The following is a 25,858-nucleotide window of genomic DNA, read 5'->3' on the forward strand; positions in this document are numbered from 1 at the left end:
TGCGCGCCGTCGCCCTCAAGGAGGTGGGCCTTGGCTGACTGGTGCTCCTCGCCGGCGACCATGCTCCGCACCGAGGCCGGTGCCGCGGAGCTCGGCTCGTGGAGGCGCTGGGTCGCCCCCATGTCTCGCCCCTGTGCTACTTCCTGCTCCTGGCCGCGGGCATGGCCTCCTCCCCCGGTGATCAAGAGCTACCAGACACGCGCCCTCGTCCTGTCGGTCATCGTCCTGCCCGTCTCCTTCGCCGCTGCGGTGCTCTACGACCTGGCTGCGCCCACGCGGAGGGCGCCCGGACGTGTCCACGCGGCGGACATGACCGGTGCCTCGGCGCGCTGAGCGTAGGCGCAGTGGCGTGAGTGCGGGACGTCGGGCGGCGGCGGCGTCGTCGGGAATCGCGGTTCATGTCCGCTGTGTGGACACGGGCGGTGTGCGGCTGGTCCGAACGAGCCGGGTGCCGGTCCCTACACTGGGCGGCGGATCAGCCGTCTCCCGACGGCGCCACTCGCCCGGAGGAACGCATACGTGAGCACCCGTCCCCTGTCAGTCGCCGTCGTCGGCGCCGGCCCTGCCGGCATCTACGCCTCGGACATCCTGTCCAAATCGGGCCTGGACGTCAGCATCGACCTCCTCGAGCGGCTGCCCGCCCCCTATGGCCTCGTGCGCTACGGCGTGGCCCCCGACCACCCGCGCATCAAGCAGATCATCGTCGCTCTGTACAAGATCCTCCAGCGCGGCGGCATCCGCCTCATCGGCAATGTCGAGGTCGGCCGCGACATCAGTGTCGCCGAGCTGCGCCAGCACTACGACGCCATCGTCCTGGCCACCGGCGCGGACACGGACGCCGAGCTCGACATCCCGGGTATTGACGCCCTCGAGTCCTTCGGCGGGGCGGACTTCGTCTCCTGGTATGACGGCCACCCCGACCACCCGCGCACCTGGGACCTGTCCGCCCGCGAGGTCGCGGTCATCGGCGTGGGCAATGTCGCCCTCGACATCGCCCGTATGCTCGCCAAGCACCCCGAGGACCTCATGACCACCGAGATCCCCGCCAACGTCGTTGAGGGCCTGGCCGCCTCCCCGGTCACCGACGTCCACGTCTTCGGACGGCGCGGCCCCGCCCAGGTGAAGTTCACCCCCCTGGAGCTGCGCGAGCTCGGCAAGCAGCCCGACGTCGACGTCACCGTTGACGAGGAGGACTTCGAGTACGACGCCGGCAGCGAGGCCGCCCTGCGCGCCTCCAACCAGCAGCGCCAGGTCGTCAAGGCCCTCGAGGGCTACGCCATGCAGGAGCCGGAGGACCTCACCGCCTCGCGCACCATCCACATCCACCTCTTCGAGGCCCCCCACGCGATCCTCCTCGATGAGGGCGGGCACGTGCGCGGCCTGCGCACCGAGCGCACCCGCCTCAACGGCGACGGCTCCGTGAGCGGCACGGGCGTCTTCCGCGACTGGCCCGCCCAGGCCGTCTACCGCGCCGTCGGCTACGCCGGTAGCCCCATCGAGGGCCTGCCCTTCGACGCCCAGCGCCGCGTCGTGCCCAACGAGGGCGGGCGGGTGATCGGCGAGGACGGCACCCCCCTCACCGGCGTCTACGCCACCGGCTGGATCCGCCGCGGCCCGGTCGGGCTCATCGGCTCGACGAAGTCGGACGCGCAGGAGACCATCGGCAACCTCGTCGCCGACGCCCAGGCGGGCCTGCTGCACGCCGACGACGAGACCCAGGTGGGTCACGAGGCCGTGGTGGCCCTGCTTGAGCAGCGGGGCGTGCCGTACACGACGTGGCAGGGCTGGGAGCTGCTCGATGCCTACGAGCGCCGGCTGGGTGAGGACTACGGGCCGGTGCAGCTCACCAGCGGCGAGCGGCGTGAGCGTGAACGGGTCAAGGTGGTCTCCCGCGAGGCCATGACGGCGATCTCGCGCGGCGCCGACGCCCCGGCGGACCCGGTGGCGCTCATCGGCCGGCCCGATCCCGCGCGACTGCCTGCGCGCCTGCGCCACCTTCTGGGACGGTGACCGGTGCTGTGGCACACTGAAGCGATGAACACGGTGCTCGAGCGTGAGGTGATCCGCAAAGAGATCCTCGGGCTGCGCCCTGAGGCCCTCACGCCCGTCAAGGTCGACATCTGGGATGAGGACAGCCCCGAGGGCACAACGATTGTGGTCTCCGTGGCGGCCCGTACCCACACCCCGGATGAGAACTGGGACCTGGAGTCCTTCAAGATGCTCAATCGCGAGTCGCGGCGCATCGTGACCTCCCACGTTGACATCGACCAGCCGGTCCGCGTCGTTGTTGTCGATGATGCCGCTGTGCCCGAGGCTGCCGATGGGTACGATAGCGACGTGCCCGAGGAATGGCAGACGTGAGCGGGCTCCACCCACGTGGGCTCCTCGACCAGGCTTACCGGGAGATCCCCACCGGGCGGCCCCCGGAGGCGGCTCTGCGCCGGGCGACGAGTACCGCCTACTATGCCGTCTTCCACCTGCTGTCCCGGCACGCCGCCCAGTACCTGATAAGAGAACCGACGGGGGAGTGGACAACTCGTCACGCGGCGGTCGCCCGGTGGGTGACGCACAAGGACCTGGCGGAGTTAGCTACAGCGGTGCGATCGGTCGGCGACCCGGGCCGCACGCACGCCATCCACATCGCTTTTGACCATGTTGATCCTCGAGTGACGGATCTGGCTGAGGCGTTTGTCGTTCTTCAGGATGCCCGCCACCGCGCCGACTACGACCCGTCAGACCTGCCGACGAAGTATTTGACACTCATGCATGTGGAACAGGCGGCCGACGCCCTAAGCAAAGGGGAACAACTGTGGCACGAGCAGGAGTTGTCCTACCAGCGTTTCCTTGCTCTGGCCCTCGGAGGGCTCAAGGTCGCCAGACGCCGTCACTGAGACTCGCCCACTGCGTCGTCGGAATGAGCAGTACTGACGACGCTGATCGGTCAACGCCGTCGCCGAGTATGGAGAGGTAACAGACATGCGAATTGGTATCCCCACTGAGGTCAAGGACCACGAGTACCGGGTCGCTATCACCCCTGCCGGAGTGCACGCCCTGGTCGGCCGCGGACACACCGTGAGCGTCCAGGCCGGCGCCGGCCTGGGGGCGGGCATCAGCGATGAGGACTACGCCGACGCCGGCGCCCACGTCGTCGCCGACGCCGCCGAGGTGTGGGGCCAGGCCGAGATGGTCATCAAGGTCAAGGAACCGGTGCCCGACGAGTACCACCTCCTGCGTCGCGACCTGGTCGTGTTCACCTACCTGCACCTGGCCGCCGACCGAGCCCTGACCGAGGCCCTGTTGGCCGCCGGTACGACGTCGATCGCCTACGAGACCGTCGCCGCTGACGATGGGAGCCTGCCGCTGCTGGCGCCCATGTCCGAGATCGCCGGGCGTCTGGCCGCCCAGGTGGGGGCCGACTGCCTGCTGCGGCCCCACGGGGGTGCCGGACTGCTGCTGGGCGGTGCCGCCGGGGTGCGACGCGGCAACGTCGTCGTCCTGGGCGGAGGGGCCGTCGGCACGGCTGCCGCGCGGGTGGCCGCGGGTATGGGGGCGGACGTCACGGTCTACGACGTCGACCCCGCCCGGATGCGCCAGATCGAGGAGTCCTCCGGCGGGCGCATCCACACCCGCTACTCCACGCCCCTGGACGTTGAGACCGCCTGCCTGAGTGCGGACCTGGTCATCGGGGCGGTGCTCGTGGCCGGTGAGCGCACCCCGCACCTCGTCAGCCACGAGCTCGTCACCCGCATGCGGCCCGGGGCGGTGCTGGTGGACGTGGCCATCGATCAGGGCGGCTGCTTCGAGGACTCGCGCCCCACCACCCACTCCGAGCCGACCTTCGAGGTTGAGGGGCGGGTCATGTACTGCGTGGCCAACATGCCCGGAGCGGTGCCCCAGACCTCCACCTACGCGCTGACCAACGCGACCCTGCCCTACGTGCTGGCCCTGGCCGACGCGGGCTGGCGTGAGGCCTGCCGGTCCCGGCGCGACCTGGCCCGTGGCGTGAGCACCCACGACGGCGCCCTGTACACCCCGGGAGTCGGGCAGGCGCTGGACCTGCCGGTGGCTGACGTCTGCGCCCTGCTCGCCTGAGTGTGCGCACGGACGCCGTCGGCCCTGTCCCCGGGGCGCCGGTCCCGTGTGACCCAGGGGGCGTGTGACGACGTCGTCGTACAGCCGACTCTCAGCACACGGCCAGTCCTGTGCCTTAGGGTGCGCTTGTGAACCACCACAACGGGCTCAAGACCGTCGTCCTCATGGGCGGCCTGTGGACGCTCCTGCTCGCCCTCGGCTGGCTGCTCGCGCGGGGCACGGGCTCGAGCGTCTGGCTGTTCATCATGCCGCTCATCGGCGTGGCCCAGACGGCCTACGCCTACTGGAACTCGGACACGATCGCCGTGCGCTCCATGGGCGCCATCGAGGTGAGCGAGGCCCAGGCCCCGGCCCTGCACGCGATCGTGCGCGAGCTGTCGGCGGCCGCCGGCCAGCCGATGCCCCGCCTGTACATCGCCCCCACCATGAGCCCCAACGCCTTCGCCACCGGGCGGGACCCGAAGCACGCCGCCGTGTGCTGCACCCAGGGCATCCTGCAGCTGCTGGGCGAGCGCGAGCTGCGCGGCGTGCTGGGCCACGAGCTGAGCCACGTCTACAACCGCGACATTCTCACGAGCTCGGTGGCCGCCGGGATCGCCGGCGTCATCTCCTCGGTGGGGCAGATGATCCTGTGGTTCGGAGGCGGGCGCAGCCGGCGCGACGGCAACGTCGTCGTCCTGCTCCTGCTGGCCCTGCTCGCGCCCCTGGCAGCGAGCCTCATCCGCTTCGCGGTCTCACGCACCCGCGAGTACGACGCCGATCACGACGGCGCGGTGCTCACCCACGACCCGCTCGCCCTGGCCAGCGCCCTGCGCAAGCTCGACGGCGGGATCGCCGCGGCCCCGATGGTGCCCGAGCCGCGGGTCGAGACGGTCAGCGCGATGATGATCGCCAACCCCTTCGGCCGGTTGCGCAACCTCTTCACCACGCACCCGCCGATGGATCAGCGCATCGCCCGCCTGGAGCGGATGGCCGGCTACTGACCGGCGCGCCGGTCCCCGCCGGTGTCCGCCGGTGTCCGCCTATCCCCCACGAGAACTGGTGTTATCCCCGTCGAAAACTGGTGTTATCCCCGTCGAGAACTGGTGTTGTTCCCCGCGAGACCGGGTGCTGTGGTCCATGAAGCCGGGGGAGACGGCACGAGATCGACGTCGTCCTCCGTGCATCGCGAACTGGCTCCCGGGGTGCCGACGTCGTCCGCAGCCGGGGCCGGCCCGGGGGTGCCGACATGCGTCAGTAGTCACGATCACAGCAGGCCGCCGTGCACGCTGAACGCACACAGGACCGCTGCCCAGGGTCTGTCCGCCTCGTCCTGACCGCCGTGCTCGGGTCAGCGAACGTGCTCGCGGCCGTTGGCTGCCTGTAGTAGCTGCTCTAGTTGGCGCACGTGGCGGCACCGGTCTCGTGGAGGTGGGGACTGAGGATGCCCTTGCGGGCTGCACGTCTCCCGGGCGGAGGTGGAGAGCTCGGACGCTCGTCGCGGCGGGGCGCTCGTGCCGGTGATTGCCGTTGTCCTCGCCAAGGCAACCGGCTCCACAGGCCTGGAGCGGGCGCTGGGGGAGACCGGACCTGCTGGCCTGGGCCGCGCTGTGCTGGCCGTGGTGGTGTCACGACGGCGGCCAACGTCGTCGTCCTGGCAGCGCAGACGACGGCGCCCCCCGCCCTCATCGACTGGCTGGGCCGGGAGCCGGGCACGGCATTGCCCGGTCCAGACCGGGATTAGCACCAGTTCTCGTGGGGGATAGCACCAGTTCTCGTGGGGGATAGCACCAGTTCTCAGCGGTAGTTGACGAACTGGAGGGCGGCGTCGACGTCGAGCCCCTTGAGCAGGGCGATGACCGCCTGGAGGTCGTCGCGCGACTTGGAGGACACGCGCACCTCGTCACCCTGGATCGTGGCCTTGACACCCTTGGGGCCCTCGTCGCGGATCGTCTTGGTGATCTTCTTGGCGACCTCCTGGCTCAGCCCCTCCTTGAGCGGACAGACCATCGCATAGACCTTGCCCGACAGGCGGGGCTCCTTGTCGCCCAGGTCGAGGGCCTTGAGGGAGACCCCGCGGCGGAAGAGCTTGGACTGCAGCACGTCGAGGATGGCGAGGACGCGCTCGGCGGAGTTCGCCCGCATCGTGATTGTGTCCCCGCTGAGCTCGACGGCGGCGTCGACACCGCGGAAGTCGTAGCGCTGGGAGATCTCCTTGGCCGTCTGGTTGACGGCGTTGTCGACCTCCTGACGGTCGAGCTTGGAGACGACGTCGAATGAGGACTCGGAGGCCATGGGTGTCCTTTCGTCGGGCCGGTGCGGCGCGGGCCGGAGGCGGTGGTGAGGCGGGCGGTGGTGGATGAGGCGGTGCGAGCCTGGGGCCCTGTGAGCAGGGTCCTACAGCCGAGATTGGCGCCGTGGCTCATCGGCTTGCTATTCTTCCACGGCGTCAAGCGAACGCTCTTCGGAGCGCGAGCGCGGAGCATGGCGGGTTGCCCGAGTGGCCAATGGGAGCTGACTGTAAATCAGCCGCGGAATGCTACGGGGGTTCGAATCCCTCACCCGCCACCATGATCGGAGGGTCCTCAGACCCGAGGGTCAGCGCCCCCGACGGGGCGGTCCGCAGTGAGCGAGTCCACGCGGCGCCGGTTTGCCCAGGCAAGACGGTTCCGCTTACGATTCGGCTCGTTGCCTCGATAGCTCAGTGGTAGAGCACTTCCTTGGTAAGGAAGAGGTCACGAGTTCAATCCTCGTTCGAGGCTCTGATGCACAAGGGGCCGGCAAGGCCCCTCATGCATGAACAAGGCGAGGTAGCTCAGCTGGTTAGAGCGCACGACTCATAATCGTGAGGTCGAGGGTTCGAGTCCCTCCCCCGCTACGCAAGGTTCGAGCACACCCTGGCTCGAGGATCAGACAGAGGAGAGACACGTGGCCAGCAAGTCCACTGACGTCCGCCCCAAGATCACTCTGGCTTGCTCGGAGTGCAAGGAGCGCAACTACATCACGAAGAAGAACCGTCGCAACACCCCCGACCGTCTCGCGATGAGCAAGTTCTGCAGCCGCTGCGGCAAGCACACGGAGCACCGCGAGACCCGCTGACTTCTCCTCGCCGGGTACCATCCGGCTATGAGCGGCCCCGCCAGTCACCCGACCGGCGGGGCTTCGTCGTGCGCGGGGGCCGACGTCGACCCCTCGGCGATCGCCGACTGCCTCAGCTCCGTCCTGGCCCGTCTGACATGGGAGTCCGACGGCGTTGCCGAGGTCACGGCGCGCGCGACCCGTCTCCTCCTGCCGGCACTGACGACCCTGGCCGCCCTGCGTCCGCACCTGGGGACGTGGGACGGGATCGTTCACCGGCGCTGCCGACTGGTGCCCCTGAGTGGCTCGGGGGAGGGCGCCCGCAGCGGTGGGGGACAGCGGCGCCGGGGCGGGGGAGAGACCGACGGTGTTGACAGTCGGCCTGCGTGGTTGCCTGCGGCGCGCGGCTGGCGCACCCTGACCGTGAGCCTGGTGGATGGCGGCATCGAGGCCACCCACTGGCTTGCGCGGCACGACGGCGGAGCCGAGGCGCGCACCGCCACAGCCTCGCCGTCGGCCCCGCCACTGTCTGGGGCGGATGCCGGCGAGCAGGAGCTGTTGCTCACCCCCGCGGAACTCGCCGCCTGGGCCCGGGCCACGGGCGACCGCAACGCCCTGCACCTGGTCCCCGGGGCCGCCGCTCGCGCGGGCCTGGAAGCGGGGGAGGCTGACGTCGTCGCGCACGGGACGCTGCTGGCCGCCCTCAGCCTCGCGGTGGCTCCGGCGCAGCGGGTGGACCTGCCTTTCCTCGCCCCCGCTGTCGTCCCCCCTGGGGGGCTGCGGCTGCGGCTGGAGCCCCATGGCGACGTCCTCAGTGGGGGCGGCGTCCTGCTGCGCAGGCGCTGATCGGGTGTGCCGGGGCGGGCGTGGTATACCTGTCTCAGCAATCGTTCAATCCTGAACGACCTTCTGGATGGGGAGAGGAGCAGGACGCACCATGAGCACGCACACGCCCCAGAAGAGGCAGGCCCCCGCAGGCGGCCGCGGCCAGGAGGCTCCCACCGCACCGCCGCGAGGCGCGCGGCACCTGGCCACCCTTGAGGACACCAGCGTCCTCAACGCTGAGGAGATGGGCGCGTGGCGCGCCTTCCTCTCCGCCTCCCTTGGCGTGACCGCGCGCCTCAACCACGAGCTCGAGGCCGGCGCCGGCATCTCCCTGCATGAGTACGAGATCCTCGTGCGTCTGTCCGAGGCCGAGGGCATGAGCATGCGCATGTCCGTCCTCGCCGAGCGCGTGAGTCACTCGCGCTCACGCCTGACCCACACTGTGGGGCGTCTGGAGAAGGAGGGCTACGTGCGGCGAAGCGCCAGCCCCTCCGACCGGCGCGGCGTCGTCGCCGAGCTCACCGAGGCCGGGCTCGCCTTCCTGCGCCGCACCGCCCCCCTCCACCTCGCGGGCGTGCGCCGCCACGTCATCGACCGGGTCCCGCCCAAGCAGCGCGCGGTCTTCACGGCGCTGATGAGCGCCCTCGTCAACGAGAACGAAGGTGTCTAAAGCGCGTTGCCGCGGGTGAGTCCCGTCGCGCGGCGGCAATCCCCTTGGTGATGCGCGAGCCCGCCCCGGGACGTCGCGTGGAGTAGTACCCATGAGCGTGGGTGTTGCACGCTCATGTGACTGGTGTGATGTAGCCGATTCGGACTTTTCGTTGGTATTCCGCCGTTTGGGCCGTTTTGCTGGAAACCGTCTTTTTGGCTCCCATGTGCATGGAGGTTGCCCATGCACATGGGAGCCGAAGCACTCGAAACCGTCGAGACGGAAAACCGCAGAATTCCGCGGAATCTGACGGAGACCGAAAATCGTGAGCGTGCAAGCCCCACAGCACGGGCCGCCGCCGGCTCAGGGCTGGGGCAGCAGGGCCGCCAGCTCCTCCCAGACGGCCGAGAGCGCGGGCAGCAGTGGGCTCCGCACGCCCTCCCTCGTGGGCGGATGCGGCGGCGCCCAGCGCCTGATGCCGTCCTCGCCCGTGCTCGCGGTCAAAACCACCCACGCCAGCCCCGAGGACTCGCGGTCCACCGGCAGCACCAGGTCCCAAGCGGCCTCCGACGGTGCCTGAGCCGTGAGTGTCGTGTAGCGCCACGTCCCGTGCTCCTGGATCTGGGCGCCGCCCAGCACGAGTAGCCGGGCCAGCAGCCCCGTCTCCTCCTCCACCTCGCGCAAAGCGGCCTCGGCGGGCTCTTCTCCGTCGGCGACCGCCCCTCCGGGCAGGCCCCACGTGCCGCCCCGGTGTGTCCACCACGCACGCAGCTGGAGCAGGACCTCCAGCCGTGGGCCGCCGTCCCCGGCGCGGTCGGCAGACTGGCGCTCACCGATACCGTCCGCGGGCCCGTTGTCGCCCATGCTCCCGGGAGCCTGCGGCAGCGAGCGGCGCCACACGAGCAAACCGGCTGCACCGTTGAGCCCCCAGTGTCGGCGCCCGCAGGCGCAGTCCACCCAGCCGTCACCGGGGTGGCGCTGCGAGCCGGAGGGGGCGAGTCGCACCGCAGGCGCGTCCCCGGCCGTCAGAGCGGCGGCGATGCGGGCGCGCGTGGCCCCGGGCCGGACGATCTCATCAACCCATCCGGCCTCATGTGCCACCCCAGCCGACTCCCGTCCCTCCTGCTCGGCCACGAGCCGCCGACGCAGTGCGCCAGCATCCTGGCCCTCCTGCGCGGCCCGCGCCAGGGCGCGACGGGAGGTCAGGTTCACCGCACTGTCGGCGTCCATGACCCCCAGGCGGGCTCCCGGCCAGGCCAGCGTGAGCGCGCCCGACAGCGCCTTCGAGCCGAGCGCCACCTGGGCGCCCCCGTAGGCGCGGCGCGTCACCAGCGTGATGAGCCGGCCGCCCTCGGAACTGAAGGCGGCGTAGGCGGCCACGAGTGCGGCCCCGTGGCGCACCGTCCCGGTGGCCTCGGCCTCGGGCCCGGGCAGGAAGCCGGGAGTGTCGACGACGGTGAGGACCCCAGGCCCGAGCCGGCGGCACAGCGCCAGGTGCTCGGTGATCTTCTGCGAGGCCTGCGGCGTCAGCGCCCCGGCGAGGGAGAGTGGCTGCGTTGCCACGACGCCCACGGGCACGCCCTCGATGCGTGCCAGGCCCGTGACCACGCTCGTGGCCCACGAGCCGCGCAGCTCGAGCAGGTCGCCGCGGTCGACGAGCCGGGCCAGGAGCGTGCGCACGTCGTAGGCCTCGGACAAGTCCTCAGGCACGACCAGGACGGTGCCCGCGTCGGAGGGGCGCACGGCGGTTCCGGCGCCACCGGGGCGCAGCGGCAGGGCCCGGACCTCGCGGGTGCCGGTGGGGGCGTAGGCGAGCAGTCGGCGCACCGCCCGCCAGGCCCCGGCCTCGTCTGGGACCGTCAGGTGTGCGGTGCCCGCGCGCTCGGCGTGCACGCGGGCACCGCCCAGCGCCTCGGCGTCCACCCGTTCCCCCGTGGAGGAGGTGAGCACGGCGGGCCCGGTGAGGAAGACCTGTCCCCGGCCCTCGACCATGACGAGTACGTCCGTCAGCGCGGGGGCGTAGGCGGCGCCCCCAGCGGCGGGCCCGAGGACGAGCCCCACCTGCACGGTGCGTGCGTGCGCGCGGGTCTGCGCCGCTAGGATGAGGCCGACACCCCCGAGCGCGTCGACTCCCTCCTGCACGCGCGCCCCGCCGCCGTCGAGCAGGCAGATGACGGGCAGGACCTGGTCGGCGGCCCGGTCGATGAGCGCGGCGACGCGCCGGGCCCCGGCCAGGCCGATGGTGCCGCCCCTGACGGTCGGGTCCTGGGCCCACACCACGGCCTCGCGCCCGTCCAGGCGCAGGCGGGCGGTGAGCACGGCGTCGTCGTTGACGACGTCGCTGAGGGACCCGGGGTCGGCCAGCGCCGTCACCCGTGAGGTTGCGTCGCGCGGGGCTGCGGTGGGCGGGGGCGCGGCCGGCCCGGCGGTCCGGACCGTTGGGGTCAGGAGCGCCAGCCGCTCGCCCGCCCGCACCGTGGTGCCGACGACGGCGCCGGGCTCGGGGGACACGTCCCCTTCGATGGGGGCCGGGACGGGCACCCGCATCTTCATCGCCTCTAGGACGACGACGGGCCGCCCCTCGCTCATGCGGCCCTGTTCGACGGCGACGACGGTGCCCGCCATCGGCGCCCGCAGGACGAGCGCCCCGTCCGGGTTCGTGGCATCTGCCGGGCTGCCGACGCCCGGGGTGGGGTCGGTGGGCGCCGTGGTGGTTTCTGCCGGGCTGCCGACGCCCGGGGTGGGGTCGGTGGGCGCCGTGGTGGTTTCTGCCGGGCTGCCGACGCCCGGGCGCAGCACCTCCTCGAGCCAGCGGGTGGTCACGGTCAAGCCGGCCTCGTCCTCGTCCTCGCCCGTCCAGCCGGCCTCGCAGCCGTCCTCTGCGCGCAGGTCCGGGTGGGCCAGGGCCTCGCGCAGCAGCGGCCCGAGCGTGCGCACCCCCCTGACGCTGACCTCGGCCAGAGCCTCGTCCAGCGCGTCCAGCGCCTCCTGCCGGTCCTGGCCGACGGCGACCAGCAGCGCCAGCGGGTCCGAGACCCCGGGCACGAGCGCGTCCCCGGCGAAGACCGAGCGCTCCGTGCGCAGGCGCGGCAGGCCCGCCGGGAGCCCCGCCGCCGCCCGGCTGCGCTCTGCCTTCAGGCTCAGGGGCACGGCGAGGCCGAGCACATCACCGGACTCGGGCAGCAGCGTGTCCGGGTCCTCGGCGTACAGGCGCGCCTCGACCGCGTGGCCGCGCACGGGCACGCGCCCGCCGTCGTGCTCCAGGCCGTCCAGCGCGTGCTCCAGGTCCGCACCCTGCGCCAGGAGCAGCTGGGCGCGCACGAGGTCCGCGCCCGTGACCTCCTCCGTCACCGCGTGCTCGACCTGCAGGCGCGCGTTGACCTCCAGCAGCAGGGGCTCGCCGTCGGCCGGCACCAGGAACTCGCAGGTCGCGGCCCCCGTGAGGCCGGCCGCACCCAGGAGGGCGCGCGTGTACTCCTCCAGCGCGCTCACGACACCCTTGGTCAGGAAGGGGGCCGGGGCCTCCTCGAGGACCTTCTGGGAGCGGCGCTGCACCGAGCACTCCCGCGTGCCCAGGGTGACGAGGTGGCCGGAGGCGTCCGCCAGGGCCTGCACCTCGACGTGGCGCGCCCCGCCGACCGCCTCTTGCAGCATGAGGGGGCCGAGGTCCGCGAGCGAGGCGAGCGCGTGTCGGGCGCGCTGCCCACGAGCCGGGTCCTGCGCTCCGGGCAGGACGACGACGCCGCGCCCGCCCCCGCCGTGCACCGTTTTGACTACCGCCGGCCCCGGCACGAGCGCCAGGACCTCGTCAAGGTCCTCAGTGCCCACAGTGCCCACCGGCAGGGACAGGGGAGCGGGCACGCCCAGGCGCCGGGCCAGGCCGGCCAGGGCGAGCTTGTCGGTCAGCAGGTCCAGCGCCTCAGCCGAGGGCCCCACCCAGGTCAGGCCGGCCGCGCCCACGGCCCGGGCCAGAGCCGCCGACTCGGCGGCGAAGCCGACCCCGGGGTGCAGGGCGTCGGCCTTCAGGTCCAGGGCGGCTGCGACCAGCGCGTCGACGTCGTCGTACGCCCCGATCTCGACGGCGTCGTCCAGGGCCTGCAACCACAGGTTGTCGCGGTCCACGGCCGTGAAAACGCCGACGGGGGTCAGGCCCAGTGCCCGGGCGCTGCGGGCCAGGCGCAGGGCCGTGCCCGAGCGGGCGGCGACCAGTAGGCGCCTCATGCGCCCGTGGCCTCGCGGTCTGCCGACCCGGCCGGCAGCTCCCACAGGTCGGTCCACGTCACCCCCAGGCCTGCCAGGAGGCGGCGCAGCAGGGGCAGGGACAGTCCGACGACGCCGTGGGGGTCGCCCTCAACGCCCTCGATGAAGGCGCCGCCGTAGCCGTCGATGGTGAAGGCCCCCGCGCACCACTGCGGCTCCCCGGTGGCGACGTAGGCCTCGACCTCCCGGGCAGTGGGCGAGCCGAAGTGCACGACGGTGGAGGACACGCCCTCCGCGATGGCCCCCTCCGTGCCCCCCTCAGTGGCCCCTTCAGTGGCACTGTCGCCCAGGCGCACGACGGTGTGACCGGAGTGCAGCACCCCGGTGGCGCCGGCCAGGGCGGCCCAGCGCTCGCGGACGGCGGTGTTCGTGCGCGGCTTGCCGACGACCTGTCCGTCGATCTCCAGCATCGAGTCGCAGCCGACGACGACGGTGGCGGAGGCGTCCTCAAGGGGTGTCGAGCGGTGGGCGACGTCGAGGGCCTTGGCCCGCGCCAGGGCCTGGACCTGCTCGGTAGGCGTGGGCTGGGGCCGTCCGCTCCTGGTGCGCTCCTGGGAGAGAGCCTCGAGCACGGCGGGCTCATCGACCTCCGAGATGCGCACGAGCGGGTTGACACCGGCGGCGCGCAGCGTCGCGAGGCGTCCGGAGGACTGGGAGGCGAGGACGAGGGCGGCTGGGCTCACGTCCCCACCCTAAATCGGGCGGCCCCCAGGTATGAGCCGCAGGCACCAAGCGCCTGCTCTTGACGATGGGGGAGGCCATGGGGTGGCCCTGCATGAGCCGCAGGTACCGGGCGCCTACAGGAGCTGGTCGTGGTTGCCCGTGCGAGCCAGGACGAGGGCGCCGTCGACCTCAATGGCGTACAGCAGGAGCCTGCGGGGCTGCTGCTGGGCTAGCGTCGTGCGCGTGAGCGAGACCACCGCGCCCGACGTGCCCGCCCGCAGCGGCTCGGACCCTGCCGAACCGTGCCCCGCGCCGGCCCTGACACCCCTCGTCACCGTCGCGCGCACCGGCTCGACCAACAGCGACCTCATCGAGGCCCTGGCCCGCGACCCCCGTGATGCGCAACGCCGCTGGCCCCACCTGTCGGCCCTGCGAGCCGTGCACCAGACCGCGGGGCGCGGCCGCGCCGGCCGCAGCTGGATCACCCCCGGCCAGGAGGCCCTCACCCTCTCCGTCGTTCTGCGACCCCTCGTGCCCGCCGACCGCCTGCCCTGGCTGCCGCTCGTGGCGGGCCTGGCCGTCCGCGACGCCCTGAGCCGAGTCCTGACGGCCGAAGGCTCGACCTGGACCGCCTGGACCAAGTGGCCCAACGACGTCCTCCTCCTACCCCCGGACCAGGCCCCCGCCGAGGAGATCGCGGGCTGGGGACGGGCCCGAAAGGTCGGCGGCCTCCTCACCGAGGTGGCCCACCCGGCGCACTGTGCCCCCACTGCCCCCACTGCCCCCACGCAGAGGCCCGTCAGCCGGGACGAGGCCGCTGCCGTCGTCCTGGGCATCGGCCTCAATGTGGGGCAGGAGCGTGCGGGTCTGCCGGTGTCCTGGGCGGGCTCACTCGCGCTCGCGGGCGTCCATCTGCGCCCGCAGGACCTTCTCGCCCCCCTCGCCGTCGCCCTGGCAGCCAGGACTGCGCAGTGGGAGCGTGACGACGGCGATCCCGGGGCGCCGCTGCTGGGCGACCTGCGTGCGGCCTGCCTCACGCTGGGGCAGACGGTGCACGTCGAGATGCCCGGCGGCGACGTGGCCGAAGGCCGGGCCCTCGATCTCGAGCCCGGACTCGTGGTGGAGTCCAGTGCGGGCAGACGGGTCGTCGCCGCCGGGGACGTGATTCATATGCGCAATTCACCTGCACACACGCCCGAAGGATGAAGCACAATTCTGTGACCTGGGCTACTCTGCGACGGTGAGTGAGCAGAGGGAGCCCGCGGACCGGGCCGGGGAGGACAGTGCCGGGCTCATACCCTCCACCCTCACCAGGCACGAGCACCTCCTGCTCGGCGGCCAACCCACGCTCACGCTGCGCCAGGTCGCCCACGGCGCCGGCACCAGCACCGACATCGCCCGCCGCTTCTGGCGCGCCATGGGCTTTGCCGACGTCGACCCCGACGACGTGCGCTTCACCCAGAGGGACGTCGACGCCCTGTGCGGCGTCGCCGACCTCATCGACGACAATGACGACGGCCTGCCCTCCCCCTCCGCCCCGGGCGGGGGACTGGCCGCCTCCAGCGTCTTCGAGATGCTGCGCGCCCAGTCCTACACGATGGACCGCCTCGTGCTCTGGCAGCTCGAGACCTTCGTCGCCGACGTCGCCCAGCGCCTGCAGCTGGACGACACCGCCGCCCGGCTCGTCGTCCTCGACCACATCGATGAGGTGTCCGCCTCCCTGCGCGCCCAGCTCGACTACGTGTGGAGCCGCCACCTGGCCGCCCTGCTCAGCCGCACGGACGCCGAGGTCGCCGATCGCGGCCGCGAGGACGCCGGCCCCGACCTCTACCCGCTGACCCGCTCGCTCGGCTTCGTCGACATCGTGGCCTTCACCCAGCGGGCGCAGACGATGGGCCGCCTCCAGCTGGAGTCGATGCTCAACGACTTCGAGACAACGGCCCGCAACGTCGTCACCTCCCGCGGCGCCCGCGTCGTCAAGACCATCGGCGACGCCGTCATGTATATCGCCGACGACGTCGTCACCGCCGCCGACGTCGTCACCGCACTCGTGCGCGAGCTGCAGAGCGGACCCGTGCCCATGCACGTGCGCGCGAGCCTCGTCCAGGGGCGAGTCGTCTCACGCTCCGGGGACGTCTTCGGCCCCACCGTCAACCTGGCCTCGCGCCTGGTCGACACCGCCGAGCCCGGCGGGATCCGCATGGATGAGGCGACCGCCCGCGCCATCATGAACGGGCCCGACGCCGCCCGATACCGGGTGAGCGAGTGCAAAGAGGTCGTCGCCAAAGGTCTGGGAAACATCGTCCCCTGGGCACTCGAAGAGGCCTGAAACGCGGCCGCGCAGGCCGCCGGCACGACTGTGCCGACAACTGTGCCGACAGCGGACGACCCGGCGATCTTCACGAGGGCGTAGCGCAAGCGGGCACCGTCCCATACGATCCGGGGTATGACCACCGTGCTGCTTGTCGAGGACGATCCCGCCATCTCTGAACCCCTGGCCCGCGCCTTCGGCCGCGAGGGTTACACCGTGCGCGCCTACGGTACTGGAACCCGAGCCCTGGAAGAGGCCGCGGACGCCGACATCATCGTGCTTGATCTCGGCCTGCCGGACATCGACGGGCTTGACGTCGCCCGTCAGGTCCGCGCCCAGGGCCTGACGACCCCCATCCTCATGCTCACCGCCCGTTCGGAGGAGACCGACCACGTCGTCGGCCTCGACGCGGGGGCGGATGACTACGTCACCAAGCCCTTCCGCCTGGCCGAGCTGCTGGCGCGCGTGCGCGCCCAGGTGCGTCGCGCCTCGGGCGAGGTCACCGAGGACGAGCTCATCGCCGGCGAGATCAGGGTCGACGTCGCCGCCCACCGCGCCTTCGTGGGCTCGCGTGAGCTGCAGCTGTCCACCCGCGAGTTCGAGCTCCTGCGTGTGCTCGTGCGCGGCGCCGGCAGCGTCGTCGACTCCGAGGACATCCGCAAGGAGGTCTGGGGTGAGGACCCGACCGGCTCCGACCAGGCCCTGGCCATGCACGTGACCTGGCTGCGGCGCAAGTTGGACGACGACGAGGACGATCCCGCCCTCCTGCTCGCCGAGGACGCGGGCTACCGTCTGATGGTCTGAGCCCCTGCAGCCGGGCCGCCGCCTGCGCCGCACGGCCAGACGGCGGGCCACACGCACCGGGCCGGGCCCGGGGGAGGAGGACGACGTGCGACAACGAGTCATGCTCATGACGATGGGCGCGGTCATGGTCGCCGTCGTCCTGCTGGGGGTCCCGCTGGGCTCCGCCTGGGTCCTGCTGTCCCTGCGCCTGACGCGCGACTCCGAGGACTGGCTGCAGATCATCATCACCATGGTGCTGGCGATCCTCGGCCTGGCGCTCCTGGCCATCGTCACCGCCTACATCGTCGCCGCCAGGGGCTCGCGCCGCATCCAGGCGCCACTGATCTACCTGGCGGCGGAGGCCGAGCAGCTCGGCTCCGGCCAGGTGCGCCCGCGCCTGCGCACCTCCGGCATCGAGGAGATCGACCTCGTCCAGGCCGAGCTCGTGCGCTCGGCCGAGCGGGTGGCCGGGCGCCTGGCCGCCGAGAGGCAGTTCGCCTCCGACGCCTCCCACCAGCTGCGCACACCACTGACCTCCCTGGAGCTGCGCCTGGAGGAGATCGAGATGATCGCCGAGCAGGAAGAGGTACGCGAGGAGGCCCGCGCCTGCATCGAGCAGGTGGACCGGCTCACCGGCGTCGTCGAGGACCTGCTCAAGGCCTCCCGCCGCAAAGGCGGAGGCTCGACGGAGGCGCTGCGCCTCGTGGACGTCCTGGAGCAGCAGCGCGAGGAGTGGGGACCGGCCTTCAAGGCGGCGGGACGCCCCCTCGTCATGAGCGACGAGGTGGGCGTGCCCGTCCTGGCGTCCCCCGGCTCGCTCGCCCAGGTGCTCGCCACCTGCCTGGAGAACTCCCTGCGCTACGGGGCGGGCACGACCACGGTGAGCGTGCGCAGCGCCAACGGCGGGCACGGCGTCTTCATCGACATCGCGGACGAGGGGCCGGGCGTCGACGACGAGCTGGCGTCGACGATCTTCGAGCGCGCGGTCTCCGGCCACGGCTCCACGGGTGTGGGCCTTGCGCTCGCGCGCGATCTCATCGAGGCCGACGGCGGCCGCATCGAGCTGTCACAGCGGCGTCCCCCGGTCTTCTCCGTCCTGCTCAGCTCCGTGCCCAAGACGCTGGACCCCGACAAGGTCCTGCCGCAGGGAGCGCTTGTGAGTGTGGGACGTCGTCAGCGCTTCTGAAGGGTTCGCGCCCGGGTCGGTCAGGCGCGCTCAGTGCCCTCGGTGCCCTCGGTGATCTCTGAACGTCGGCGCAGGCGCGCAGACAGCCAGGAGATGACCATCGGCAGCAGTGAGAGGCCCACGATGGTGAGGATGGTGGCGTCGATGTTCTCGCGGATCCACACGTGGCCGCCCAGGACGTAGCCGAGCCACACGAGGGCGAAGGCCCATACCGTCGCCCCCAGGACGTTGAAGCCGACGAAGTGCCTGTAGCGCATCTGGCCGACACCGGCCATCACGGGGGTGAAGGTGCGCACGATCGGCACGAAGCACGCGAGCGTCACGGCTTTGCCGCCGTGCCGGTTGAAGAAGGTGCGGGTGCGCGTGACGTGCTCCTGCTTGAACAGCCGGGAGTCGGGCTTGTTGAAGATCGCGGGTCCCGCCTTGCGGCCGATGGCGTAGCCCGTCTGGTCTCCGGCAACGGCAGCGACCCACATGAGCGAGGACACCACCCAGATGTTCACCGGCACCTGGCCCGTGTGGACGAACAGGCCCAGGGTGAACAGCAGGGAGTCGCCCGGCAGGAAGAAGCCGACGAGCAGCCCGGTCTCCGCGAAGATGACAAGCATGACGCCCAGGACCGCCCACGGCCCCACCCACTGGACGAAGGTCGTGATCATCGACGCGGGGTCGAGCCAGTCCGGGCCCAGGGCGGGCAGCGTCGTGGCGGCAACGTGGGACAGGGAGAGCAGTGCGGGCACGGCCTCAGGGTAGGGACTGCCAGCCGGTACCGGCACCATCACGGCTCACGTCTGCGGTGTGCGTTCGCGCACTCAGGACGGGCCGGGTGGGTGGTGCTCAGGGGCGGGGCGGCGCCGTCGGACCCTCCGGCTCCTTTCGAGCGGCGGGTCGGGTCGCGGGGGCACCGCCGACGACAGCGACCGTCACCGACCCGGCAGACTCCGGCTGCTCGGCCGTGCCCGTGAAGACGATGTAGTGGTAGAAGACGAAGCGGAAGGCGGTGCCCAGGGCGAAGCCGACGACGTAGGCGGCGACGTTGTCCGCCAGCGGGGACGTCAGCTCCAGCACCTCATGGGAGAAAAAGAGGCAGAACTGCGTGATGAGCACGCCCCCGACGTTCGCGAAGGCGAAGAGCAGCGCCTCGCGGGCGGCGTTGTCCTGGGTACGGCCCCGGTAGGTCCACAGGCGGTTGGCGACCCAGGAGAAGAGGGTCGCGATCGTCGCGCTCAGCACGTTGGCCGTGTTCGGGTGGCCGGACAGGAAGCCGAGGGGCCCGTGCTGGAAGAGGTTGAACAGTCCTGCGTCGATGACGAAGGCGAGGGCCCCCACGATGCCGAACTGGAGGAACTCGCGCGCCCAGGCGACCAGGCGCGCACGCAGGCCGACGGGGGAGGGGGACGTCGAGGTAGGTGGGTTCGGCACGGGGGCGATCCTAAAGGGTGCCCGCTGTGCCCGCTGTGAGCGCTGTGCCGACTGTGCCCGCCGGGCTTGCCGGGCCGGGCCGACACGGGGCGTCGCGACCCGTCAGGGCACCCACTGAATCGACACGCTCGCGACGTCCCACACCCAGCTGATCCACAGCACCTGCCCCAGGATACCGACCACGAGGGCCAGCACCAGGCCACGCGGCCCGTGGTGGCGCTCCAGCGCGCCCGCCAACGCCCAGCCCACCGGCACCAGGGGTAGCAGCAGCCTGAGCAGGGAGCTCGTCGGGTCGAAGAAGACCAGCAGGTACAGGACGTAACCCACGCACCAGGTCCACGCCACCGCCCCGGTCGAGCGCAGCGCCCGCGAGCCGAGGGCCGCCCCCGCCAGCAGGAGGACACCGGCCAGGAGCACCGGCCCCAGATGCTCGCCCACCCACCAGCCTGAGCGCAGCACCCAGGGCGTGAAAGGCAGCAGGTGCGAGCCGCGCCACGCGGTCTCCGTCGCCGTGTAGGCGTCCGCACGACCCGTCGCCGCCCAGGCCAGCGCCGGCCACAGCAGCGCCGAGGCGAGAGCCGCCACCGTCAGCACGAACAGGCGCAGCCGCTCAGCCGCCGACAATCCGGCCCCCAGGGCAGACTCCAGAGGGGCGCGCACTGCGGCAGGCAGTACGCCGCGCGAGCGCAGCAGGTCCGCCAGCCACCACAGGCCCAGCCCGGCCGCCAGCGGCAGCCCCACCGGCCGGGCCAGTGCCGCCAGCGGCACCAGGGGCAGGGCGGACAGGAAACGACGTCGGTCCGCCAACAGCAGCACCGCAACCACGAGGGCCAGGGCCAGCGGCTCGGCGTAGGCGCCCTGCAGGATGAGGGCGCAGGGCCCGGACCACACGAGGGCCACCGCCCACAGGGAGGTCGGGGCGCCCGTGCGTGGGGCCAGCCACCGGTCGGAGAGCACCGCGGCCAGCGCCGAGGAGACCAGGGAAACCAGCGCCGCCCGGGCGTAGAAGGAGGCGCCGGTCCACGACAGCAGCCCGGCGAGCGTCGGCAGCAGCGGCATGAAGGCCCAGGTGCTCTGCGTCACCTGGCCGGACTCATCCAGGGGCAGCTCGGTGGGGTAGCCCTCGGACTCGATGCGGGCGTACCAGCCCGAGTCCCAGAAGGACACGTGCTCGCTCCACGAGGGCCGGGGACCCGCCCACGGGGTGGCGGGCGTGTCCTGGGCGCCCAGGCGGGCCAGCAGGAGTGTGAAGGCGGTGCACGCCGCCCACACGAGGAGCACCTGCACGACACGTGGCAGCCGCGACACGTGTCGGCTCGGCTCAAAGGAACGCGGCGGCGCTGCGGGGGACACCGGGGGCATGTGGTCGGGCACCGCCCCAGCCTATGCGGCCGGGTAGCCTGGCCTCGTGAGCGCTCCCACGGCTGCCGCCGCCCGTCGTCCCGCCCCCGTCGTCGCCGTCATCGGCGGCGGCCAGCTGGCCCGCATGATGCAGGAGGAGGCCAGTGCCCTCGGCATCCACCTGCGGGCGCTCGTCGAGGCGGCCGACGGCTCCACCGCCCAGGTCGTCGTCGATGCCCCCGTTGGCGCGGCCGGGGACGCCGAGGCCGTGCGCGCGCTCGTGGCGGGCACCGGCTCACGGGTCGACGCGTCCAGCGCCCCACAGCTGCAGGCGGCCGTGCCCGCCGACGTCCTCACCTTCGAGCACGAGCACCAGGACCCCGCGCTGCTGGCTGCCCTTGTCGCCGAGGGCGTCTCCGTCCAGCCCGGCCCCGACGCGCTCCTGCTCGCCCGAGACAAGATCGCCATGCGCCGCGCCATGGCCGAGGTCGGCGCCCCCCAGCCCGCCTGGGCCGAAGTCACCGGCACCGCCGAGCAGATCCGCTCCGGCATCGAGTCCTTCGCCGAGAGCCACGGCTGGCCCGTCGTCCTCAAGACTCCCCGCGGCGGCTACGACGGCCACGGCGTCCTGCTCGTGCGCAGCGCCGCCCAGCTGGACGACGGCGAGCCCGCCGCCTGGATCACCTCCACCGCCGCCGCCGGCACCGGTCAGGCCGCTGGGCTCGCGGGCACCGGCGGGGGCAGCCTCGGCGGCGGCGCCGTCACCAGCCTGCTCATCGAGCAGGCCGTGCCCTTCACCCGCGAGCTCGCCGTGCTTCTGGCCCGCAGCCCCAGCGGGCAGAGCGCCGTGTGGCCCGTCGTCGAGTCCATCCAGACCGACGGGATCTGCGCCGAGGTCATCGCCCCCGCCCCCGGGCTGGAGCCGGCGGCAGTCGAGCTCGCCCGCACCACCGCCCTCGCCGTCGCCGAGCACGTCGACGTCACGGGTGTCCTCGCCGTCGAGCTCTTCGCCGTCGAGACCCCGGGCCGGCCCACCCGCCTGCTGATCAACGAGCTCGCCATGCGCCCCCACAACTCGGGCCACTGGACCCAGGACGGCGCGGCCACCAGCCAGTTCGCCCAGCACCTGCGGGCCGTCCTCGACCTGCCCCTGGGCTCCACTGAGCCGACGGCGGCCGCCACCGTCATGGTCAACCTCCTCGGCGGTGAGCAGGAGCCCGACGACGGCGCCTGGGCGCGGGCGCTCGCGGCCGACCCCGGCGCCAGGATCCACCTCTACGGCAAGCAGTGGCGGCCCGGACGCAAGCTCGGGCACGTCAACGTCACCGTCCCCGGCGACCCGTGGGCACCGGCCTCGCCCGAGGCGGTCGCCGAGGCCCGCCGTCGGGCCCGCGCCGTCGTCGCCATCCTGCGCGGCGAGGCCTGACCCGCCACGACCCCACTGAAAGGACCCTCATGAGCACCACCCCCGTCGTCGGCATCGTCATGGGCTCCGACTCCGACTGGCCCACCATGCAGGCGGCCGCCGACGCCCTCGACGAGCTGTCCATCGCCTACGAGGCCGACGTCGTCTCCGCCCACCGCATGCCCACCGAGATGATCGACTACGGGCGCAGCGCCAGTGAGCGGGGCCTGCGCGTCATCATCGCGGGGGCCGGTGGCGCCGCCCACCTGCCCGGCATGCTCGCCGCCGTCACCGAGCTGCCCGTCATCGGCGTGCCCGTACCGCTGCGCCATCTCGACGGCATGGACTCGCTGCTGTCGATCGTCCAGATGCCTGCGGGCGTGCCCGTGGCCACCGTCTCCATCGGTGGTGCCCGCAACGCCGGCCTGCTGGCCGCGCGCATCCTCGGTGCCGGGGAGGGTGAGGAGGCCCAGCGACTGCGTGCGGCCATGCGTGAGTTCCAGGCCGAGCTCGGCCGCGTCGCCCACGCCAAGGGCGCGGCCCTGCGCGAGCGCCGTGCTCAGGGCTGATCGTCGACGATGACGTCCGTCCAGAACGGGTCCTTCCTGGTGCCTTGACGACAGCCGTGACGCTCACGCGGGAACGGCTGTGATGTCCAGGACATCGGTGACACGTGGGGTTGGCGGTGCGTGTGTGGGCGTGTGCGCCGTGCCGGTCGGTGGAGTCGGGGGAGCAGACGTAGATGGAGTGTCCACGGCGCGGACATGACCGGCCCAGAGGCTCAACCCGCCGGGAGGAAACGGCGTGATTCCGCGAATCTCGCCGAGGGCGCCGACGGCGGTCACAGTTCATGTCCGCCGCGTGGACACCAGTGGCGCGCCGCCGGCGGCTGAGCCCGTGCGCACCTGCGGGACGACGAACTGGTGGGAGCGCGCTGGCCTGGTGGCGCGGGGGCCGTCACGCCAGCGCGCTACCCGCTGGGGCACCACCCCCACCCCCGAAGAAGGCCTATGGGCACGCAAAAACTGGGCCGGCCCACACCACTAACACCACGACACGCCGGTCTAAAGCACCACGTTTGCGCCGATAACCCGCGGGCACGGCACCATCATCAGAAAAGACCCCCCGATTTGGGCGTAGCGTGCGCCAGAGGCCTGGGGGTCTGGTGTAGCCACACCATACACGCGGTCGGCGGCTGCCGACACGTCTAGGCTTGGTCCCATGAGCATCCTCGTTGCCGGTGGCGCCGGATACATCGGCGCCCACGTCGTCCGTCTCCTGCGTGAACGCGGCGAGGAGGTGATCGTCGTTGACGACCTGTCCTACGGCAGCCCCGAGCGCGTCAAGGGCGCCGCCGTCATCGAGCTCGACGTCGCCTCCGGTGAGGCCCCGGCCGTCCTCACTGACCTCATGGAGCGCCGCGGTGTCACCGCTGTCATCCACTTCGCGGCGCGCAAGCAGGTCGGCGAGTCCGTCACCCGGCCCGCCTGGTACTACCAGCAGAACGTCGGCGGCCTGGCCAACATGATGCTCGCCATGGAGCAGGCCCGCGTGGATCAGATGATCTTCTCCTCCTCCGCCGCCGTCTACGGCATGCCCCCCGTGGAGACGGTCCGCGAGGACATCGACTGCCGCCCCATCAACCCCTACGGGGAGACCAAGCTCATCGGCGAGTGGATGATGGCCAACGCCGAGCGCGCCTGGGGGCTGCGCTGGGCGGGCCTGCGTTACTTCAATGTCGCGGGCGCAGGCTGGGACGACCTGGGGGACATGGCGACCCTCAACCTCATCCCCATGGTCCTCGACCGCCTCGTGCGGGGCGAGACCCCGAAGATCTTCGGCACCGACTACCCGACGCCGGATGGCACCTGCATCCGCGACTACATCCACGTGCGCGACCTCGCCACCGCCCACATCGCCGCCCTGGACTACCTGGCCTCCGGCCGGCCCATGGAGGAGCACGTCTTCAACGTTGGCACCGGCAAGGGGGCGAGCGTGCGCGAGGTGGTCGACAAGTGCATCACCGCCACCGGCCTGGACCTCGTGCCCGAGGAGCTCGACCGCCGCGCGGGCGACCCCCCGCAGCTCATTGGTGACGCCTCGCGCATCACCCGGGTCCTGGGCTGGCATGCCGAGTACGACCTCGACGACATCGTCTCCTCCAGCTTCAGCGCCTGGCAGGCGGACCCGAACCGCCCGCACTTCGGCCCGCGCGACTGAGGCACCAGTCGTACGACGGCGGCCGGCCACCCTTCGCGGGTGGTCGGCCGCCGTCGTGGCCGGGGCATCGGCACTCAGCCGGAGAGCTGGTTGAAGTCCTCGGTGGTGAGCGTCCCATCCCTCAGGGACTCGAAGAAGTCCGGGGCCGTCGTGTTCTCCAGGAGTACGGCCGCGCCGATCCCTCCGGGCTCGTAGTCGAGGGACTCGATCGGGGGAGCGCCCATGAGCCCGCTGCCCGTGGCGTTGCGGAAGGCCAGGACCATCCTGGCCAGGTCAACGGATCCCATGCCCTCATCCACCGTCAGCGTGGAGGCACCGGCCTCAACGAGCGCGTCCTGACGACTGAGCGACAGGAGCGTCTCGGTGCTCATCGCCTCCGAGACGACGGCGGAGACGACGGCGCGCTGGCGCAGTGCCCGGCCGATGTCCCCCAGGGGGTCGGCCTTGCGCATGCGCGAGTAGGCCAGCGCCCGCGTGCCGTCGACCGTCTGGCACTCGCCGTCGGCCGTGTGCCACACGAGCCCGGAGTCGGGGTCCTCGACGTCGTAGTCCAGACACACCTCGATACCGCCTACGGCGTCCACGAGGGAGGTCACGCCCCCCATACCGACCTCGACGTAGTGGTCCACGGTCAGGCCGGTGAGGTCCTCGACCGTTGCGACCAGGAGCGGGGCCCCGCCGTAGGAGTAGGAGGCGTTGATCTTGTCCCCGCCGTGGTCCGGGATCTCGACGTAGGTGTCGCGCGGCAGCGAGACGAGCGCCGTGGTGCCGTTCTGCGCACGGTGCAGGAGCATGATCGAGTCCGCCCTCGCGCCCTCGGTCTCATCCTGGATGGTGCCGTCGGCGCGCGAGTCCGAGCCGACGATGAGCCAGGTCTGCCCGGCTGTGTCCGCGGCCCCGGAGAGCGCGTCCACGCGCCCGATGGAGTCTTCGACGCGGTGCGCGAGCCACAGTATGCGCCCTGCAACGAGGGTCAGCGCGAGGACGAGGACGACGGCGATCCAGCGCAACGGGCGCCCGCGCCGACGTCGACGCGGCCGCGCAGGCTGGGGCGGGGGCACCGGCGGGCCGGCCTGGTGGAGCGGAGGCTGCGCCCAGGGGTCGGCCTGGGCGGGCCGGGCGGCCTGGGCGGGCTGGGCAGCCTGAGCGGGCCGGGCGGCGAACTGGCGCGTGGGCGGCACCGTGGGCTGCTGCGGACGGTGGGCGCCTGGCTGGTGGACGGAGCGGCGCACCGGGTAGGCGGTCTGCCCACCGGGCGCCGCTGCATGCGGGGCAGGGGGCAGAGCACCGGAGCGCGCGGCACCGGCCGTCGGCAGCGCCCGGGTCCGTTCGACGCCGTCCTGTCCGCCGGGTGCGAGAGGGACGGCGGAGGAGCCCGCACGCGCGCGCGACGAGTGGGGGCGGCGCGGGGCACCGGAGTCGCGTGGCGGCAGCGCGGGGGGCTGGGCTGCTCGGGATTGTTGGCGCTGGGCAGCTGGCGGGGGAGGGGCCTGACGATGCTCGGCGGTGGGAGGTGGCGGCGCCTGGCGTCTAGCGCCGACGGGCGGGGGAGGGGCCTGACGATGCTCGGCGGTGGGAGGCGGCGTGCCCTGGCGACGGGCCTGACCGGCCGCGCCGTCGGCGCGTAGATCCCGAGAGGGTGTC

The 25,858-nt window shown here is 72.3% G+C and carries 24 protein-coding genes and 3 tRNA genes; 19 read left to right on the top strand and 8 right to left on the bottom strand.

The window, feature by feature from the left end; all coding sequences use genetic code 11:
- Positions 1-177 precede the first annotated feature (177 nt).
- The 6 genes from ID810_RS02020 (at position 178) to htpX (ending at position 5,075) form a co-directional block, all read left to right on the top strand.
- A complete protein-coding gene (locus tag ID810_RS02020; protein ID WP_166856312.1) occupies positions 178-333 on the top strand; it encodes a hypothetical protein in 156 nt (51 codons plus the stop codon).
- Positions 334-519: 186 nt separating this feature from the next.
- On the top strand, positions 520-2,010 hold the full coding sequence (locus ID810_RS02025; RefSeq protein ID WP_166856310.1) for an FAD-dependent oxidoreductase: 1,491 nt from the start codon (positions 520-522) through the stop codon (positions 2,008-2,010).
- A gap of 24 nt (positions 2,011-2,034) precedes the next feature.
- Entirely contained in the window at positions 2,035-2,361 is a 327-nt protein-coding gene (locus ID810_RS02030) for a hypothetical protein (RefSeq protein ID WP_166856307.1), read from the top strand.
- Complete coding sequence (locus tag ID810_RS02035) at positions 2,358-2,891, top strand: hypothetical protein (protein ID WP_166856305.1); 534 nt, start codon at positions 2,358-2,360, stop codon at positions 2,889-2,891. The genes ID810_RS02030 and ID810_RS02035 overlap by 4 nt, the downstream gene beginning before the upstream one ends.
- Before the next feature lie 85 nt (positions 2,892-2,976).
- On the top strand, positions 2,977-4,092 hold the full coding sequence (gene ald / locus ID810_RS02040; RefSeq protein WP_166856303.1) for an alanine dehydrogenase: 1,116 nt from the start codon (positions 2,977-2,979) through the stop codon (positions 4,090-4,092).
- A 128-nt stretch (positions 4,093-4,220) separates the two neighbouring features.
- Entirely contained in the window at positions 4,221-5,075 is an 855-nt protein-coding gene (htpX, locus tag ID810_RS02045; RefSeq protein ID WP_279586934.1) for a zinc metalloprotease HtpX, read from the top strand.
- Between the two features lie 793 nt (positions 5,076-5,868).
- Here the strand turns inward: htpX and ID810_RS02050 are convergent.
- Positions 5,869-6,366 (bottom strand): YajQ family cyclic di-GMP-binding protein, encoded by a 498-nt coding sequence (locus ID810_RS02050; RefSeq protein WP_166856301.1) that lies wholly within the window; start codon positions 6,364-6,366, stop codon positions 5,869-5,871.
- Positions 6,367-6,557: 191 nt separating this feature from the next.
- Here ID810_RS02050 and ID810_RS02055 point away from each other — a divergent pair.
- From ID810_RS02055 to ID810_RS02080, 6 genes are all read left to right on the top strand, one after another.
- Positions 6,558-6,642: transfer RNA gene (locus ID810_RS02055), tRNA-Tyr, on the top strand.
- 119 nt (positions 6,643-6,761) lie between these two features.
- A tRNA-Thr gene (locus ID810_RS02060) sits at positions 6,762-6,833 on the top strand.
- 42 nt (positions 6,834-6,875) lie between these two features.
- A tRNA-Met gene (locus ID810_RS02065) sits at positions 6,876-6,949 on the top strand.
- A 50-nt stretch (positions 6,950-6,999) separates the two neighbouring features.
- The gene (rpmG, locus tag ID810_RS02070) at positions 7,000-7,170 is read left to right on the top strand and encodes a 50S ribosomal protein L33 (RefSeq protein WP_166856299.1); all 171 of its coding nucleotides are present in this window, start codon (positions 7,000-7,002) and stop codon (positions 7,168-7,170) included.
- Positions 7,171-7,197: 27 nt separating this feature from the next.
- The gene (locus ID810_RS02075) at positions 7,198-7,995 is read left to right on the top strand and encodes a hotdog family protein (protein ID WP_166856297.1); all 798 of its coding nucleotides are present in this window, start codon (positions 7,198-7,200) and stop codon (positions 7,993-7,995) included.
- A gap of 91 nt (positions 7,996-8,086) precedes the next feature.
- Positions 8,087-8,644, top strand: coding sequence for a MarR family winged helix-turn-helix transcriptional regulator (locus tag ID810_RS02080; RefSeq protein ID WP_235931567.1), 558 nt, complete (start codon positions 8,087-8,089; stop codon positions 8,642-8,644).
- A 342-nt stretch (positions 8,645-8,986) separates the two neighbouring features.
- Here the strand turns inward: ID810_RS02080 and ID810_RS02085 are convergent, their stop codons facing one another.
- The 3 genes from ID810_RS02085 to ID810_RS12275 form a co-directional block, all read right to left on the bottom strand.
- A complete protein-coding gene (locus ID810_RS02085; RefSeq protein ID WP_195858794.1) occupies positions 8,987-12,844 on the bottom strand; it encodes a carboxyl transferase domain-containing protein in 3,858 nt (1,285 codons plus the stop codon).
- Positions 12,841-13,566: a Maf family protein gene (locus ID810_RS02090; RefSeq protein WP_166856293.1), complete on the bottom strand. Its 726-nt coding sequence runs from the start codon at positions 13,564-13,566 to the stop codon at positions 12,841-12,843. Before ID810_RS02090 ends, ID810_RS02085 begins: the two co-directional genes overlap by 4 nt.
- A gap of 114 nt (positions 13,567-13,680) precedes the next feature.
- Positions 13,681-13,803: a type II toxin-antitoxin system RelE/ParE family toxin gene (locus ID810_RS12275; protein ID WP_218958479.1), complete on the bottom strand. Its 123-nt coding sequence runs from the start codon at positions 13,801-13,803 to the stop codon at positions 13,681-13,683.
- On the opposite strand from ID810_RS12275, the gene ID810_RS02095 reads away from it, so the two are divergent.
- The 4 genes from ID810_RS02095 to ID810_RS02110 all read left to right on the top strand — a co-directional run bounded on the left by ID810_RS02095 (position 13,790) and on the right by ID810_RS02110 (position 17,826).
- A complete protein-coding gene (locus ID810_RS02095) occupies positions 13,790-14,752 on the top strand; it encodes a biotin--[acetyl-CoA-carboxylase] ligase (RefSeq protein ID WP_166856291.1) in 963 nt (320 codons plus the stop codon). The two genes, ID810_RS12275 and ID810_RS02095, sit on opposite strands and share 14 nt — an antisense overlap.
- A gap of 34 nt (positions 14,753-14,786) precedes the next feature.
- Positions 14,787-15,875 carry an adenylate/guanylate cyclase domain-containing protein gene (locus ID810_RS02100; protein WP_235931566.1) on the top strand — a complete coding sequence of 363 codons (1,089 nt, stop codon included), beginning with the start codon at positions 14,787-14,789 and terminating at the stop codon, positions 15,873-15,875.
- Positions 15,876-15,992: 117 nt separating this feature from the next.
- A complete protein-coding gene (locus ID810_RS02105) occupies positions 15,993-16,661 on the top strand; it encodes a response regulator transcription factor (RefSeq protein ID WP_166856289.1) in 669 nt (222 codons plus the stop codon).
- A 100-nt stretch (positions 16,662-16,761) separates the two neighbouring features.
- A complete protein-coding gene (locus ID810_RS02110; RefSeq protein WP_413227884.1) occupies positions 16,762-17,826 on the top strand; it encodes a sensor histidine kinase in 1,065 nt (354 codons plus the stop codon).
- Between the two features lie 20 nt (positions 17,827-17,846).
- On the opposite strand, the gene ID810_RS02115 is transcribed toward ID810_RS02110, so the two are convergent.
- From ID810_RS02115 to ID810_RS02125, 3 genes are all read right to left on the bottom strand, one after another.
- Positions 17,847-18,566, bottom strand: coding sequence for a DedA family protein (locus ID810_RS02115; RefSeq protein WP_413227882.1), 720 nt, complete (start codon positions 18,564-18,566; stop codon positions 17,847-17,849).
- 97 nt (positions 18,567-18,663) lie between these two features.
- Entirely contained in the window at positions 18,664-19,248 is a 585-nt protein-coding gene (locus ID810_RS02120; RefSeq protein ID WP_188232557.1) for a GtrA family protein, read from the bottom strand.
- Between the two features lie 102 nt (positions 19,249-19,350).
- Positions 19,351-20,622 carry a hypothetical protein gene (locus ID810_RS02125; RefSeq protein ID WP_243856578.1) on the bottom strand — a complete coding sequence of 424 codons (1,272 nt, stop codon included), beginning with the start codon at positions 20,620-20,622 and terminating at the stop codon, positions 19,351-19,353.
- 34 nt (positions 20,623-20,656) lie between these two features.
- Between ID810_RS02125 and ID810_RS02130 the strand changes: the two genes are divergently transcribed.
- The 3 genes from ID810_RS02130 (at position 20,657) to galE (ending at position 24,214) form a co-directional block, all read left to right on the top strand.
- Positions 20,657-22,015: a 5-(carboxyamino)imidazole ribonucleotide synthase gene (locus ID810_RS02130; protein ID WP_413227881.1), complete on the top strand. Its 1,359-nt coding sequence runs from the start codon at positions 20,657-20,659 to the stop codon at positions 22,013-22,015.
- 29 nt (positions 22,016-22,044) lie between these two features.
- On the top strand, positions 22,045-22,563 hold the full coding sequence (gene purE / locus ID810_RS02135; protein ID WP_166856285.1) for a 5-(carboxyamino)imidazole ribonucleotide mutase: 519 nt from the start codon (positions 22,045-22,047) through the stop codon (positions 22,561-22,563).
- Positions 22,564-23,215: 652 nt separating this feature from the next.
- Positions 23,216-24,214 carry a UDP-glucose 4-epimerase GalE gene (gene galE / locus ID810_RS02140; RefSeq protein WP_166856283.1) on the top strand — a complete coding sequence of 333 codons (999 nt, stop codon included), beginning with the start codon at positions 23,216-23,218 and terminating at the stop codon, positions 24,212-24,214.
- A 74-nt stretch (positions 24,215-24,288) separates the two neighbouring features.
- On the opposite strand, the gene ID810_RS02145 is transcribed toward galE, so the two are convergent.
- Positions 24,289-25,395, bottom strand: a complete 1,107-nt coding sequence (locus ID810_RS02145) for an LCP family protein (protein WP_235931565.1) — start codon at positions 25,393-25,395, stop codon at positions 24,289-24,291.
- Between the last annotated feature and the right edge of the window lie 463 nt (positions 25,396-25,858).

Source organism: Actinomyces respiraculi (genome assembly GCF_014595995.2).
Taxonomy (GTDB): Bacteria; Actinomycetota; Actinomycetes; order Actinomycetales; family Actinomycetaceae; genus Actinomyces; species Actinomyces respiraculi.

What these genes read in the sequence shown, in the direction of transcription:
- ID810_RS02030 (WP_166856307.1), top strand. Translation starts at nt 2,035, where the DNA reads ATGAACACGGTGCTCGAGCGTGAGGTGATCCGCAAAGAGATCCTCGGG.
- ald (WP_166856303.1), top strand. Translation starts at nt 2,977, where the DNA reads ATGCGAATTGGTATCCCCACTGAGGTCAAGGACCACGAGTACCGGGTC.
- ID810_RS02050 (WP_166856301.1), bottom strand. Translation starts at nt 6,366, where the DNA reads ATGGCCTCCGAGTCCTCATTCGACGTCGTCTCCAAGCTCGACCGTCAG.
- ID810_RS02075 (WP_166856297.1), top strand. Translation starts at nt 7,198, where the DNA reads ATGAGCGGCCCCGCCAGTCACCCGACCGGCGGGGCTTCGTCGTGCGCG.
- ID810_RS02080 (WP_235931567.1), top strand. Translation starts at nt 8,087, where the DNA reads ATGAGCACGCACACGCCCCAGAAGAGGCAGGCCCCCGCAGGCGGCCGC.
- ID810_RS02085 (WP_195858794.1), bottom strand. Translation starts at nt 12,844, where the DNA reads ATGAGGCGCCTACTGGTCGCCGCCCGCTCGGGCACGGCCCTGCGCCTG.
- ID810_RS02105 (WP_166856289.1), top strand. Translation starts at nt 15,993, where the DNA reads ATGACCACCGTGCTGCTTGTCGAGGACGATCCCGCCATCTCTGAACCC.
- ID810_RS02110 (WP_413227884.1), top strand. Translation starts at nt 16,762, where the DNA reads ATGCTCATGACGATGGGCGCGGTCATGGTCGCCGTCGTCCTGCTGGGG.
- purE (WP_166856285.1), top strand. Translation starts at nt 22,045, where the DNA reads ATGAGCACCACCCCCGTCGTCGGCATCGTCATGGGCTCCGACTCCGAC.
- galE (WP_166856283.1), top strand. Translation starts at nt 23,216, where the DNA reads ATGAGCATCCTCGTTGCCGGTGGCGCCGGATACATCGGCGCCCACGTC.